At 57.9% G+C, this 14,434-nt stretch carries 12 protein-coding genes; 4 read left to right on the top strand and 8 right to left on the bottom strand.

Annotated features, from left to right (window positions below):
• Nucleotides 1-319: 319 nt before the first annotated feature.
• On the top strand, nucleotides 320-1,180 hold the full coding sequence (locus tag H0921_RS09710) for a hypothetical protein (protein WP_194537879.1): 861 nt from the start codon (nucleotides 320-322) through the stop codon (nucleotides 1,178-1,180).
• Between the two features lie 181 nt (nucleotides 1,181-1,361).
• Here the strand turns inward: H0921_RS09710 and H0921_RS09705 are convergent, their stop codons facing one another.
• The 6 genes from H0921_RS09705 to H0921_RS09680 form a co-directional block, all read right to left on the bottom strand.
• Nucleotides 1,362-1,679, bottom strand: a complete 318-nt coding sequence (locus H0921_RS09705) for a hypothetical protein (RefSeq protein WP_194537878.1) — start codon at nucleotides 1,677-1,679, stop codon at nucleotides 1,362-1,364.
• Between the two features lie 518 nt (nucleotides 1,680-2,197).
• Nucleotides 2,198-3,076 carry a UDP-N-acetylmuramate dehydrogenase gene (gene murB / locus H0921_RS09700; protein WP_194537877.1) on the bottom strand — a complete coding sequence of 293 codons (879 nt, stop codon included), beginning with the start codon at nucleotides 3,074-3,076 and terminating at the stop codon, nucleotides 2,198-2,200.
• 182 nt (nucleotides 3,077-3,258) lie between these two features.
• Nucleotides 3,259-5,799: an ATP-dependent Clp protease ATP-binding subunit gene (locus H0921_RS09695; RefSeq protein WP_194537876.1), complete on the bottom strand. Its 2,541-nt coding sequence runs from the start codon at nucleotides 5,797-5,799 to the stop codon at nucleotides 3,259-3,261.
• 785 nt (nucleotides 5,800-6,584) lie between these two features.
• Nucleotides 6,585-7,415, bottom strand: a complete 831-nt coding sequence (locus H0921_RS09690) for an Mrp/NBP35 family ATP-binding protein (protein WP_194537875.1) — start codon at nucleotides 7,413-7,415, stop codon at nucleotides 6,585-6,587.
• Nucleotides 7,412-7,771, bottom strand: a complete 360-nt coding sequence (locus tag H0921_RS09685; RefSeq protein WP_315851871.1) for a DUF971 domain-containing protein — start codon at nucleotides 7,769-7,771, stop codon at nucleotides 7,412-7,414. Before H0921_RS09685 ends, H0921_RS09690 begins: the two co-directional genes overlap by 4 nt.
• A gap of 313 nt (nucleotides 7,772-8,084) precedes the next feature.
• Complete coding sequence (locus H0921_RS09680) at nucleotides 8,085-8,495, bottom strand: cytochrome c (protein ID WP_194537874.1); 411 nt, start codon at nucleotides 8,493-8,495, stop codon at nucleotides 8,085-8,087.
• A 743-nt stretch (nucleotides 8,496-9,238) separates the two neighbouring features.
• Between H0921_RS09680 and H0921_RS09675 the strand changes: the two genes are divergently transcribed.
• On the top strand, nucleotides 9,239-11,002 hold the full coding sequence (locus H0921_RS09675; RefSeq protein WP_194538038.1) for a DNA repair helicase XPB: 1,764 nt from the start codon (nucleotides 9,239-9,241) through the stop codon (nucleotides 11,000-11,002).
• 121 nt (nucleotides 11,003-11,123) lie between these two features.
• Here H0921_RS09675 and H0921_RS09670 read toward each other — a convergent pair whose 3' ends face one another.
• The gene (locus H0921_RS09670) at nucleotides 11,124-11,321 is read right to left on the bottom strand and encodes a hypothetical protein (RefSeq protein ID WP_194537873.1); all 198 of its coding nucleotides are present in this window, start codon (nucleotides 11,319-11,321) and stop codon (nucleotides 11,124-11,126) included.
• Nucleotides 11,322-11,426: 105 nt separating this feature from the next.
• Here H0921_RS09670 and H0921_RS09665 point away from each other — a divergent pair, with 105 nt between their 5' ends.
• Nucleotides 11,427-11,684 carry a hypothetical protein gene (locus H0921_RS09665; protein WP_194537872.1) on the top strand — a complete coding sequence of 86 codons (258 nt, stop codon included), beginning with the start codon at nucleotides 11,427-11,429 and terminating at the stop codon, nucleotides 11,682-11,684.
• A 137-nt stretch (nucleotides 11,685-11,821) separates the two neighbouring features.
• Nucleotides 11,822-14,134, top strand: a complete 2,313-nt coding sequence (locus H0921_RS09660; protein WP_194537871.1) for a hypothetical protein — start codon at nucleotides 11,822-11,824, stop codon at nucleotides 14,132-14,134.
• Between the two features lie 117 nt (nucleotides 14,135-14,251).
• On the opposite strand, the gene H0921_RS09655 is transcribed toward H0921_RS09660, so the two are convergent.
• Nucleotides 14,252-14,422, bottom strand: coding sequence for a hypothetical protein (locus tag H0921_RS09655; protein WP_194537870.1), 171 nt, complete (start codon nucleotides 14,420-14,422; stop codon nucleotides 14,252-14,254).
• Between the last annotated feature and the right edge of the window lie 12 nt (nucleotides 14,423-14,434).

The raw sequence follows: 14,434 nt of genomic DNA, 5'->3' as shown, positions 1-14,434 counted from the left end.
CATGTACGATGCCATCTCCATGCACGATGCCATAATTTCCCACGGAACATCCTACAACTTTCGTACCAAAAACCGAGCGCAGAGCATTACTCCATCCCACCGCAGCTCCTTCGCCCAATTGCGTTCGTGGATATACGGGGGGTTACTTGCCGCTAGATTGTTACATAGGGTCTATTGTCAGCTCCTTACAAACTCCGGTATGATCGGTAGTGGATAGAGCAGGCGTTCCGGGTTAGCCCCTCCGGTGTCAATCGTCTTGTTTGTAATGAGGGGTCGTGCGTTGGATACAGCAGGCTCATATACTTTCGGAGGCAGAATCATGTACAGTATCCTAGCAGGAGTTGCGTTGAGTGTCGCGGCGCCCGTTCCTCCTCCCCCGCCTAATGTGACGCCCGCTCCGACTGGCCCAGCGCCGGTGTTGCTGTTCCTCAAGGCTGATGCGAACGGCAAGGTCATGGTCCAGGTAGCACGGGAGGAAAAAGTGGAGGTAGCTCAACCGATAGCCCCTGCCCAACCCGGAGCAGCAGGCCGAGCTGTCATTATCCGCAATCTTCGCCGCCATGAGACTGTCGAGTTGGGCCAAGTCAAGGACCTTACCATCACCACTGTGGATGGCCGCAAAGTTAGCGTCGAGGAAGCCGCTAAACGCCTGGAGAAAGGTGAAACGGTCCTCATCGCTCCCGCGGGCCAACCCATCAGTCCGGCCTACCTCAAAGTATTCAAGGACGACACCCTGATCCTTTCGTCACCCGAACTGATCGGTGCCGGGGGAACGACGATTCCTAACCGTATTCAGCCCAGACCCGTGCAAATTCAACCTGCCGTCCCTCCCGCGGTGCTTCCTGCCCAACCGGGAGGCGTGATCCAAATTCAGATCGGCCCTGCGGTGGAAGCTATTCCGCTGCCAGCAGCCCCAGTTGTACCCGTTGAAAAACTCAAAAAGGCACTCCCCGCGGATCAGGCGGATCGCGAACAGCTACGGAAAGCCCTAGAAAAACTTATAAAGGAACGCGCCGATCAGGTGGATCGCGAACAGCTCGAACAGCTACGGAAAGCCCTGGAAAAACTTATAAAGGAACGCGCCGATCAGGTGGATTCCGATCGGAAGGCCGTACCTCCGCTGCCACCGGCCAAACCCACCGAGAAGGAATCCTCTAGACCCGAAAAGCAAGACAAGTGATGCCGAGTTAGACCGAGGAGGAAATACCCGCTTACCCTTTCAACCGTGAATACTCTGACCAACGCCTCGGCGTTCCGTTGAAACACCGCTGTCACTCTTTCCCGGAGTGGAGCGGTGTTTTGCATTGAGAAAGGTGTGAAGAGCGAACTAGTAAACGCCCCGCCTGGTCACTACTCCTTTCTCAATCCAAGGTTCGAGCCGCCACATGCAAGATTCGGCCATCTGCGAGGATCAGTTCCCAGTGTTGCTGGCGGTACTCCAATTGCCGGGGCTGATAGGCCTGAACCAAAGCTAAGGCCTGTAGTACAATCGGGTCTTCCCATTGCCGCCCAGCCGGAATATCTGGCGGCAGCCGGGGAGTACGTAATACCGCACCCGGCATGCCTCCGCTCGGATACGAGTTCAAAGGAGGCAGAAGTATTCCTTGCTCGTCCACCCAGCGCGGTGGGCCTTGCACCAAAGTCACTTGCAACACAGGAGTGCGAAAGCGGAGATCCACATGGACCTGACGCGGTAACGCGGAGGCAATCGTTACACTTCTGACCTCGGCAACCCACGGATGGGAAGCAAATGCCGCCCGCAAACTCTCCGCCAGATCGGGTGACAGGATAGAAAACCGAGGAGGATATTGTGAAAGATAGCGTACTTCCGCCAGAAAACTGAGCCGATCGGAAGCTGGTGGAGTTGGACAGTCGATAGCATGAAAATCAAATAGGTAGCGTTCTCGTGAGGAAATCTTTTGTTGCAGGGTGGAATGGATTCCCTGAAACCCATGGAATAATCCCAGGATGAGCAAACAGCCTCCCGCAAGGACAATGAGGAAACGAAGCGGACGGCCAGGCGTAGGACGTTTCGTTCCATCAGTTCGTCTTGAGACTCGCAGGCGGTTCATATCACCGTGTTGTGTTCCCCTTCGAAGATGATTCCTTTGGGAAACGCTCATGCTGATTGGATGCGTGGATCGGTTGTTGTCGGAGTCTGGCGCTAGTGCGAAAGCTGTGCAGCGGGACACTACGGTCACCACACATGGAGTTCCTGTTCCAGCAGGACGCCAGTCCGTGCTTTGACCTGGGTCCGTACTATATCGAGCAGCCGCAGAATATCCGCAGCCGTGGTACCGGGGTGGGCGACCACGTAGTTGGAGTTGCGTTCGCTCAGTTCTGCACTGCCGATGCGTGTTTTGGCCAGACCCGCTCGGTCGATGAGAGCGGCTGCGGTGTTTCCCGGAGGATTCCGAAAGAGGCGGACGGCTGCTTGGAAACTCCACGGTTCCTGCGCCTTTCGGAGAATCCAAGCCTTACGCATCCTTTTGAGAATAGCCGAGGTGTTCTCCGGCTCTAGCTCAAAGAGTACGGAAAGAATCACCGGTTCATCGATGTCACTGGAATGTTCGGCAAAGTGGAGATCGTCTCGCTGGCGGTGGTGAATGGTACCGTCCTCAGTCATGACGGTCACTTCACGGACGACCGTCGCGATCTCTCCGGTTCGATCCCCGACGTTGCAGCGAACGCTTCCTCCCACTGTCCCCCGAAGTCCGACGAGGGTTTCTAGTCCCGTGAGGCCAGCGCGGACAGAGGTGGCAATGAGATGCCAGAGCGATCCGCCCCCTCCTGCTCGAAGATATTTCCCCTGCACTTGGACTTCCGTAAACGCCGGAGCTGTTAGGCGAATCACCGCGGCAGCGATCGGATCGTCCCGGACGAGGAGGTTATTTCCGCCCCCCAACATGCGTACGGGGAGTTGGGCTTGCCGGCACGCCAAGAGGACTTGCCGTAATTCCTCCACCGTTCGCGGTTGCACCAGATAATCTGCTGGTCCGCCAATGCGCAAATGGGTGTAAGGAGCCAATGGCTCCCGACACCGCACGATTTCTGGGAACTGTTGGGCTAGGGACATGCCAACCTCCTCCACTTGCCAACCTTGGTGCTACTGTAGCGGCTCCGCTAGCCATTCACCACCCGACCCCTGGAAAATCTCCGATAGACGAAGTGGAGTTGCACCGCATAGACAAAAGAGGACGCTTGCATGAGGCAAGCGTCCTCAGACTCACCATTCCGTGGTTTGCTGGTGGTCCCGGTTTAGCCTACCGTCACAGGCACGGCTTCCGGGGATGACTCCTTGCGACTGATTTCAAAGCCGAGTTTCCGCTGATCTCCTTCGCCGACGACTTTGACCACGATTGTGTCACCGGGATGGAACGTATCCTTGAGCAGTTCCTCGGCCAGCATGTCTTCCAGGTGTTGCTCGATAGCCCGGCGCAACGGACGGGCACCGAATTCGAGGCTGGAACCTTTTTCGATGAGGTAATCGCGTGCATCATCGCGTACCTCTAAGGACAGGTTCTTGGCCTCCAGACGCTTGGCAACCTTCGCCAGCTCCATGTTGACGATCTGCTTGAGGTCGTCCTTGGTCAACTGCCGGAAGACGATAATATCGTCAAGGCGGTTGAGGAATTCCGGACGGAACTCCTTCTCCATGCGGGCGCGGATTTTCTTCTGCATCTCTTGATAGCTGGCTTCCGCGTCTTTCTTGACCCCACGCAGCAGCGGGGCAGAAATATCATCCTGCGCCACGATCAACTCCGCCCCAATGTTGGTGGTCATGATGATGATTGTGTTTTTGAAGTCGATCGTGCGGCCGACGTTATCGGTGAGCCGCCCTTCCTCCATGATCTGTAACAGCATGTTCCAGACATCGGGGTGGGCCTTTTCGATTTCATCAAGCAGGACCACGGAATACGGCTTGCGGCGGATCTTCTCGGTAAGTTGGCCGCCTTCCTCATAGCCGATGTAACCGGGCGGTGCACCGACGAGTCGGCTGACATTATGTTTTTCCATGTACTCGCTCATGTCAAGCTGAACGAGGTTGTTCTCGTCGCCGAACATGAATTTCGCCAGTTGCTTGGCCAAGAGGGTCTTACCCACCCCCGTAGGACCAGCAAAGATGAAGCAGCCGATGGGGCGCTTCGGGTCTTTCAAGCCCGAGCGGCTCTTACGCACGGCCCGGGCGATAGCCTTGATCGCCTCGTCCTGGCTGACAATGGCGGCGTGCAACTCGGCTTCCATGTTCAGCAGCCGCTTGGTCTCATCCTCGCCGACCTTCTTGAGGGGGACGCCAGTCATCTTGGACACCACTTCGGCGACCACCTCCTCATCGACGATGGCTTCCGACTCCTTGGCTTTTTCACGCCATTCCCGTGTCAAACGCTCTTTTTCCTTCTTCAGCTTCTCCGCCTGATCCCGCAGATGGGCAGCCTTTTCGAAATCCTGCTCCATCACGGCGGCCTCTTTTTCGGCGTTGAGTTTTTCAATCTTTTCATCCAATTCTTTGAGGTCCGGCGGACGGGTCATAGCCCGCAGACGCACTCGCGCCCCGGCCTCGTCGATCACGTCAATGGCCTTGTCCGGCAGGCAGTGGCCTGTGATGTAGCGCTCCGACAACTCCACCGCCGCTTTGAGAGCAGCATCCGTAATCTGCACATGGTGGTGGGATTCGTAACGGTCGCGCAGTCCCTTGAGGATTTCCACCGCTTCCGCCATAGTCGGCGGATTGACAATAATCGATTGGAAGCGGCGGGCTAAAGCCTGGTCCTTCTCGATGTATTTGCGGAACTCATCGAGGGTCGTCGCCCCGATGCATTGAATTTCACCACGCGCCAAGGCAGGTTTGAGTACATTCGAGGCGTCAATGGCTCCTTCAGCTCCACCCGCACCGACCAGCGTGTGCAACTCGTCGATGAACAGAATGACATTTTTGGCCCGGCGCACTTCATTCATGACGGCCTTGATGCGCTCCTCGAATTGGCCGCGATACTTGGTACCTGCAACCATCATGGCCAGGTCTAACACGACAATCCGTTTGTCGCGGAGCAATTCCGGCACGTTACCATCGACGATCATCTGGGCCAGACCCTCGACGATCGCGGTTTTCCCTACGCCTGCTTCACCCAAAAGCACGGGATTGTTTTTCTGCCGCCGGGACAGAATCTGAATGACACGCTCGATCTCGTTGGTGCGGCCAATGACAGGATCGAGCTTGCCCTGGCGAGCCAACTCGGTCAAGTCACGACCGAAGCTATCCAGAGCAGGGGTTTTTGAACGAGTTCGGGCAGCCGCTCCGCGTTCCGAAGCGCCGCCACCACTTCCGATTCCCGGTTCATTTTCGTTTGGCATGTTATGACCCAGCAGATTGAGAACTTCCTCGCGAACATCTTCCAGTTTCAGACCCAAATTCATGAGCACTTGGGCAGCGACACCCTCCTGCTCGCGTAGCAACCCCAGCAGAAGGTGCTCAGTTCCCACATAGTTGTGGCCGAGGTTGCGAGCTTCCTCCAGGGCATAGTCAAGAACTTTCTTGGCACGCGGGGTGTGCGGCAGCCGACCCATGACGACTTGTTCGCCGCCTTGATGGCCGTGCTGCACAATTTTCTCCACCTCCGTGCGGATCTTCCGCAAATCCACGTCCAGGTTTTTCAAGACATTGGCGGCCACACCGGAGCCTTCCTTGACCAGTCCCAACAGGATATGCTCCGTTCCAATGTACTCGTGATTGAAGCGTTGAGCCTCTTGATTGGCCAACTGCATCACCTTGCGTGCTCGATCAGTAAAACGCTCGTACATACCTGCCGCCCTTCCTTTCCCTCAAGGGGATATAAGCTGCAGAACGGGAGGCTAGACACTGGCCTTGCCGTTCCTTTGCCTTCTCAGTTGACTTCTTCCATCCTCCTATTGCTATCCTGGAAGATCGCCTTCCCACTGTATCTATTCATTTGGATAGTTTGCCCTGAGAAACGATTCCCTGCTTTCCAGCTCTTATTTCAGTATGTTATAGGGGTGATTTCCGCCCTTCGCGTTGATTTCCAGACAATCCGTGAATGTTTCATCTCCAGATCGAAGCAACCTGCTCATTTACAACCTGTTGATGACAAAGGTGTTGGAGAAATAACCACTCCAAATATCGTTCCCCTGAGATTCCTCCGATCTCTGGAGCTAGCATATCGGGACACTCATCTGACCCCGATCAAAACCTCTCCCTGCTTCCCACGATTGTCTTTCCATCCCTTCGATAGCTTGTTCCGTTTTTGCTCCCTGGATTTACAACCGCTCCAAGCCAAGATTCCCGCTGGCGGCCAATTCCTGTTGCTAAGCCATTAGGTCCCGTGTGGGTGATAAATCTGCCGCATTCTAGGGCTTTATGGGGGGGAGGATCAATATGGCCGCTAACCTTACCACCCCCCATAGTACCAGTCGCTTACTCTTGAAACAAGAGTTCGGGGTTGTTGCCTAGGGGATCATCATGTCTGCGCCTGCAGCCATAACATTATACACGACACCCGAAGCTACTGACTCATACACAACCTTGGGGAGATATCTGACCAGTTGGGCGGTGTCCTGGTAGATCTCTCTCAAAGCTGGACAGACGGTAGAGACGCCCCCTGCTGTGGGCGCTGGAGAATGTCCCAAATCGTTTGGGCGATGGTGCGGTAGGCTTGGGACACGGGAGAATCCGGATAGCGGCGGACTATCGGCTCACCGCCATCCACGCACTCGGACACTTGTGGATCGATCGGCAATTCCCCAAGAAACGGCACACCAGATTCCAGGGCCAGTTTCATGCCTCCGCCCATGCCGAAAATCGAGGTGCGTCTGCCGGCGCCGTCGACATAGTAGCTCATATTCTCGATGATTCCTAAAATCGGCACACGGACCTCCCGGAACATTTTCACCCCTTTACGGGCATCGATCAGGCTCACTTCTCCGGGTGTGGTCACAATCACAGCACCGGTGAGGGGGGCGGATTGGCTGAGGGTCAACTGAGCGTCCCCTGTGCCGGGGGGCAAGTCCACCACCAGAGCATCCAATTCTCCCCAGTGGATTTGAGCCAGAAAAGCCTGAACGGCTTGGGCCACTTTCGGTCCTCGCCAGATGACAGCTTGTTCCGGGCTGACGAGAAAGCCCATGCTCATGAGTTTGAGGCCATACTTTTCGAGCGGCAAAGGGGTGGTCTGTGGATCAACAGTTCCCAAACCAAACATCAAAGGAACGGAAGGACCGTAGATGTCAGCGTCCAGCAGGCCGGTGCGCAGCCCCATGTGGTGGAGTGCCATAGCCAAATTAGCCGCCACAGTGGACTTTCCCACGCCCCCCTTGCCGCTAGCCACGGCGATACAGTGACGCACGCCGGACAAAGTTGGGGGCCGCGATGGCGAAACAGGTTGGGATGTTGGCAGGCTCATGGACTCTCCGGCGGAGATACCGCATCTGACTTCGAGGACATACTCAGTGGTTGACTCAACTGTCGCAGGCGCTCCAAGGTGTAGATTCCTGTGGCATGCCCGTCGTTCCAAACGATTTGGTAGGCGTAGCGACCCACGGGAGTCATAGATCGAGGTCGGGGCGTGCCGGCTGCCACCTCTTGAGGTGACAAGACGCGAAAGGGATCAGGAGGGCGCTGGCGTTCCTCAATGCACGAAGCACAAGGACAGTTCTCCCGCAACGTCTGCCAACGCACAAAAGTAGCCACACCGTCGTTCCATTCGATCCGCAAACCGTCTCCCTCGTTCCGTAGTGCCACTGGCCACAATTCCGCCACGATGGAGTTGCCCCCTGCGTTTTTCGCCCTTGCTTCCACCTCACTCAACCTTTGCTACCAGAAATTATAGGAACTGAAGCGATAGGATTTCCCCAACAGAATCTTCGGTCGATACATGGGAGAGAAGAACCAACCAAAACGACACTAGTAAAAATGGGGCACGTTTACACTCGTGCCCCTGATGAGTGATGTCTTGTTTTCCCAAGAGTTAGGCTACAGTTAGCCTTATTGGTCACCGCCTGCGGTCTTCGGCCCGATACACCGGGGACTCGGAGTCACTCAGGCGGTACCCTCATCGCAGCCGGATGGGACATTACTTGTGATTCTTGTGGCAATCGCCGCACAACTTGCCGACAGCACCGATGCCGGCATTGATGCCTTTGCCATCCCCCTTCTCAGCCGCTGCCAAAATGTCACGTGTGATCTTGAGGAATTTTTCCGCTCGCTCTTTCCAGGCCCCCTCGTCTCCCTTGGGAGGCTTGTTCTGGAGGAGATTCTCCACACACGCCACCCAGCTTTTCGCCAACTTGGCGGCTTCATCGTAGTTCTTGCTCTTGACCGCCTCAGTAATCTTGGCCTTGAATCCGCCCTTGCCAAAGCTGGCCTTCATCACATCGCTGATGCTGGCGGCCTTGTTGGCCGAAATGGCCCATCCGTAAGTCGCCAGCACCCCTACCACCCCCATCAGGGCAAACACACTGGACTGCATCAGCTTGCGGAACATAACCCCGTCCTTTCAGCTAACAGGTTCCCCGTCATGCCCTTGGGAGCGACCGTCACTCCCAAGCCATGCCGTGGGTCTGTACGCAACGGTGTCCGCCTTTTCGGCCCACACCCCGCAACCCCCTGAATTGCCAACCGTGGGAGATGGAGGTGCCGGGTTTAAGGTTATTGGAAAAAACCCTGCAGACACCCTTTACTTTCACGCAACGATAGGGAAAAAACTTTGGCAGGACGCAGGCGAGAATAGCCTATCGAGGCCATTACGTCAAGCATCAACGCGAATTTTTTCTTGGCTGCCGAATTTCCCTCTCTCCTCAATCCGATCCCTTCCCCGGCGCGGTATGGCTGTCGTTGCCGGATCCGAAAAGGCCTAAATCGGGCGCATGAGTTGGATATCGACTCTAGTACCCGAGGACAGGGTGCAACCAAATTCTCTGGGGGTTCCCTGCCGGGCAGCTCTGCTAGTTTGGGGAAACACCTCGCGGGTTCAGCCCCCACCCCCAGAAAATCTGGTTACACCCAGACAGGCGAGGACGAGTTCGCCTTTACGCTGCGATGCTCTGAGGCGACAATAGCAGTTGTGATGCGCGCCGTCACGGGAGGATGGCGCTGCCAGTGTCCGATCCAGAAGATCAGCGGGGGCATGACGCCTCGGATCACCGGGCGAAGGCGGTGGAGCAGTCCGACTGGTCCATCGACCCCGGCAGGTTCAGTCCCCCCACCTGCGAGCCTCATCACCCCACTATGCCACGTATCGCATCAACCGGAACTGGGCCTCAGGTCCCCCCTACCTGTGATCTTGCCAATCCCTGCATTGTGCAGTCTGACCGGACCATTTTGGTCGAAGTGAATAATCCCCGCTACGCCGCCGCACGGGATGCCCTAGCTCCATTCGCTGAACTGGAAAAAAGCCCGGAACACCTCCACACCTATCGGATCACCAATCTCTCCCTATGGAATGCTGCCGCTGTGGGGCTAACCTCTCAGCAGGTGATTGAGACCCTGCTCCGCTTCACCAAATTTCCGCTGCCCCCCAATCTCCCGGTGGACATCAGCGAAACCATGGCCCGTTATGGGCGGATCCGGTTGGAACGGCTATCAGGTTCGCAATCCGGCCTGGCATTGCGCTTGGTATGCGACCAACCCGCTTTGTTGGCTGAATTGCGGCGGCAGAAGGGCCTACGGGACTATTTGGGCGAGAGTCTCGATGAGCGGAGTTGCCAGGTGGCCGCGGCCCACCGCGGCGTCGTCAAACAGGCCCTGATCACCATTGGTTATCCCGCCGAGGACTTAGCCGGCTATACCGATGGGGCGGACTTACCTCTGGCCTTGCGCGACCGCACCTTGGAAGACCGGCCCTTTGTGGTCCGCGACTACCAGCGCGAGGCGGCTGCTGTCTTCCATGCGGGGGGTCAGGCCCGCGGCGGCTCTGGCGTGATCGTCCTCCCCTGTGGTGCTGGTAAAACCATCGTCGGCCTGGCCGTCATGGCTTTGTTGCAAAAACACACCCTCATCCTGACGACCAGCATCACTGCTGTCAAACAGTGGAAACGGGAATTGCTCGACAAAACCACCCTGACCGCTGAACAGATCAAGGAATACACCGGCGAGAGCAAAGAGATTGGCCCTGTCACCATCGCCACCTATCAGATTCTGACCTATCGGCCGGACAAAACGGAGGAGTTTCCCCACTTTGGCCTCTTTGAGCAAAGAGACTGGGGATTGATTATTTACGACGAGGTACATCTGCTGCCTGCACCGGTGTTCCGCGTGACAGCTCAGATTCAGGCCCGGCGGCGTCTGGGGCTAACAGCCACCCTCATCCGGGAAGATGGACGGGAAGGGGACGTGTTCGCCCTCATTGGTCCCAAACGCTACGATGTACCGTGGCGCGAACTGGAAACCCAGGGATGGATCGCCTCGGCCCAATGCACGGAAATTCGGGTCAATCTCTCGAATGATGCCATCCGACTAGAGTACGCTGTGGCGGAACGGCGGGCCCAGTACCGCATCGCTAGCGAGAATCCCGCCAAGGATGAGGTGGTCGCCGCTCTGCTGCACCGACATGCTCAGCAGCAAGTACTTATCATTGGGCAATACCTCAGCCAACTCCGCCGCCTCGCCCGCCGCTTCCAACTTCCCCTCATCACGGGTTCCACCCCCAACAGCGAGCGCGAGCAACTCTATCTCCGCTTCCGCCAAGGGCAACTCCGCCATCTGATTCTTTCCAAGGTCGGCAATTTCGCCATCGACTTGCCCGATGCGAACGTCCTGATTCAGGTGTCAGGAACCTTTGGCTCGCGCCAGGAGGAAGCCCAGCGGCTGGGGCGCATCCTGCGGCCCAAAAGCGACGGCTCCACCGCCCACTTCTACACCCTTGTCACGCGGGACACCTGCGAACAGGACTTTGCCCACCACCGCCAACTGTTCCTTACGGAGCAAGGATACTCCTATGAAATCCTCGACGCTTCGGAGTTGGTCCCCCTTTGCCGACGGGAGGCGGGCTGATGACACTTTCTTTGGGCATCGCCTAGAGACGGCAACTGGTCGGACAGTAAGTCACCGCTCAGACAGTAAGTTATTGCGAGAAATGGAAATGGAATTGGAGGTTCTGCAGAAGTGGCTAGCTTCAACCCCAGTGCCGCCCAATCAGGACGATAGTTTCCGCAGCCACAGCATCCGTTTGGGACACGCCGGATGCATAAGACAAGACCACGGACGGGAAACCCCCACCGAGGCCGAAAAGCAAGGCAGCAAAGCCAAAACCCTTCCCTTCCTCGAAACCCGCCAAGCACCCAGCGGGAGAACGGCACAGCGTGGGCGGCACACTGATGGACTCCCGGAACCGATATTGAGCTAACACAGTGAAAGGATCATTAGCTTAAGGTGGCGAAGAGGATCGTGAGCTAACCCAGGGAGCGAGGAATACCCGATGAGGAGGCCTTCGGGACGTTTAGCTGTGAAATTGCACCAGCGGGTCTGTGTCCTGATGACGGATAAGGCCGTAACAGCCGAAGAAGTGCTAGCACGGCCGAAACTGGCGGCGGAGATTGTGGGGCGCCTGAGCGAGACGGTGCTTCTCATCCGTCCGGGCCGGTGGGAAGCCGTGGTTGCGGAACTGCGGAAGCTGGGGCATGCTCCGCGGATTGTTCAGCCACCGGCTTCCCCCAAACGATCTGCCCGTGAATAGGACTTCCGCCGGCAGCCTCGAAACGCGGCATCACTACGGTTTGGCATCCTGGACATCCCGTGATCTCAGACCAGCACGACTTGGGAAGGACCCCACCCGTCACACCCCCGGTTCCCTCAAGCTAAACAGACAGGACCATGTCATCACCGGTTTCATGGTTTGACCCCCCCGCTCTATGGTCGCAGCGCTGCCGAGATGCGCTTGAGCACTATCCGGAGGAACAATTGCGCTCCGTAGCGATGCGCTTGACCGGGCGAATGCTGCGGCAGGAACGCACCGCCGTGGCCCAAGCCATCGTCACTGCCCAACTCAATCCACCGCTCATCGATCGCTGCTTGCGCAAAGTTCGCCCGGAAGTGGTCCAGCTCCTGTCCGTCATGGCGTGCTGCCGCAAGCCGGTATGGGAACGCTGGCAACTGCTAGCGATACTTGCTGCCTTGGGAATCCACGACGGACCTGCCATCTTGAAGGAGGCCCTGGAATACGGGTTAGTCTTCCCTTTTGTGCAAGACTGCTCCGCTGGCACGGCATCGGTATCGGTAGCACGAGGTGTACCTGGCGAAGAGACCAGAGCATCTCCGCCTTACAGATCGACCCAAGGTTCCAATCCGCTGGCTTTAGCCTCCCCCCCATCCCAAGCGGTGCAAAGTGGAGAGATCACCCCCTGGCTGGAGGTTATGGGAGGCGCAGTGGCGCACGTGTTCCTGCATCCCGCTGTGGGCGAACGGATACGTTCCCGACCCCTTCCCCTCCCCTGCTTCGCGGGACCGGAGAGCGAGCCTGGCGCGGGTCAGCGCCGGGATGGCTGGGACTGGCCTCTGCGGCTGGCCGCAGTCTGGCAGCGGGTGCGAGACAATCCTGTGCGGCTGACCCAGGAGGGAGAGTTTTACAAAAAAGATATTCAGCGATTGCATCACGATCCCGTCTTCGAGGAGGGCTGGGAAGGGGGAATCACCCCCTCGGATGCGGGCATTCTCGCCCTAAGCATGGCAGTGGCGACCGGGCTGCTGGAACGGCACGGCGATAGTTTGCGAGCCGCCCCTTTCCCCCCGTGCTGGCGCACATCGCTGCCGCGTTTGCTGGTGGAATTATTCCCTCACCTCGTGAGTGTGGAGCGGTGGGACCCCTTATTGGGCCGGCGCCCGCAGATAGCCAGCGAAGCAGGCATCACCCCCAGCGCGGGTTGGCTGATCCTGTTGTTGCTGGCTGCTGCACCCGAAAACGCTTGGATCGACCCGGCTGACTTGGCTGCCTGGTTGTGGAACCATCATCCCCATTGGGCTGGTGTCCTTCCTCCCGCAGAAGCCCAGGAAGGAGGCCGAGGGTGGGTGGAACGCTGGTTGCATGCGATTCCTTTGCCCCTTCAGATGGTGGAAGTCTGGAACGAGCGGGTTCGTCTGACCCCCCTGGGCCGGTGGTATTTTCAAGGAGCCGGTGAAAGCGAACTGCCCATCCAGTCTGCGTTTCCCCAAACGCTGCTGGTGCAACCCAATGCCGAAATCATCGCTTACCGGCAGGGGTTATGCCCCTCCTTGGTGGCGGACTTATCCGTGCTGGCCTGGTGGAAGCGGATCGGACCAGCGTGCGTGTTGGAATTGCAGGAATCGTCCCTTCATTTGGCCCTGGAGGGGGAATGGACCCTGCCCCAGATCCTCCAGACGTTGCAACGCCACGCCAGCCATCCCCTGCCTGCTACCGTGCTCGACCTGCTGGAACGTTGGGGCAGCAAGCGGGAACGATTGGCAATTTTTCCCTCCGCCGTGATCGTCGAATTCGCCTCTTCCGCGGATGTCGAGCTGGCTTTGGCCCAGGGCTGGATTCGCTGGCGTCTGGGCGAGCGCTTCGGAATGACCGCCGATGGATCGGAACCGGACTTGCGGCACTTCCGCCTGTTGGCCAATCGGAACTATGAAACCCCGCCCCAACCGTGCCTGCGCCAAGCCGAGGACGGATTGACGCTCGAAGTCGATCCGATTCAGGCGGATCTGTTTGTGGACCTGGAAGTCGGACGCATCGCGGAACTCTGTGCCCCCTCCGAGCCGTCGGAACCGCGGCGTTACCGGATCACAGCGGAACGCCTGCGCCAGGCTGTCGAAACATCCTCACTCGAAGCTATCGACACCTGGCTGATCGCACGCAGTGGTGCACCCTTGTCTCCAGCCGCTCGATTGCTGGTGCTGGGACCGCACTGGCCGCCGCTGCGTGCGGAACGGTTGCTGGTCATTCGCCTTCCTGCACCGGAAGCCGCCGATGGCCTCCTTCAGTGGCCTGCCACCCGCCATCTCATTGCCGAACGACTGGGGCCGACCACACTGGCCATTGCACCGGAACATCTCCCACCGCTGCGCTTGGCTCTCCAGGAGGCTGGCTTGACATTGCTGGAGGACCTTTCCGCTGCCCCGGCCGCGCTACCGCCGACATCCCCGCAGCCACCTTCTCCTGAATCCTGAAGGACCTGCCCACGTCCACCTTGTTACCACACCTCCATTTTTCTGTTGGCCTGCCTTCGCCGCCCTTCTCTTATCCTCGATCACCCCTCTGCACCTTCAGGGAAAAGACTCCGTCACTCAGCACTCCAGATCGTGCAGCGTGCCCAATCGTGGGGCGTCCTTGGGGAAAGTGCAACGGGTGTTCACCGGTAATTGCCATTTGTCCGCCATTGCCAACAATACCTCCAGGAAGGCGATGACTACCAGGGTGCCGCCATCCAACCCAACCGCCAGCCCAGCGCAGCTCAAAGGGGAATTTTG

This window comes from Thermogemmata fonticola (assembly GCF_013694095.1).
In the GTDB taxonomy this organism is placed as follows: domain Bacteria; phylum Planctomycetota; class Planctomycetia; order Gemmatales; family Gemmataceae; genus Thermogemmata; species Thermogemmata fonticola.
This window is presented reverse-complemented; position numbering and strand designations above follow the sequence as displayed.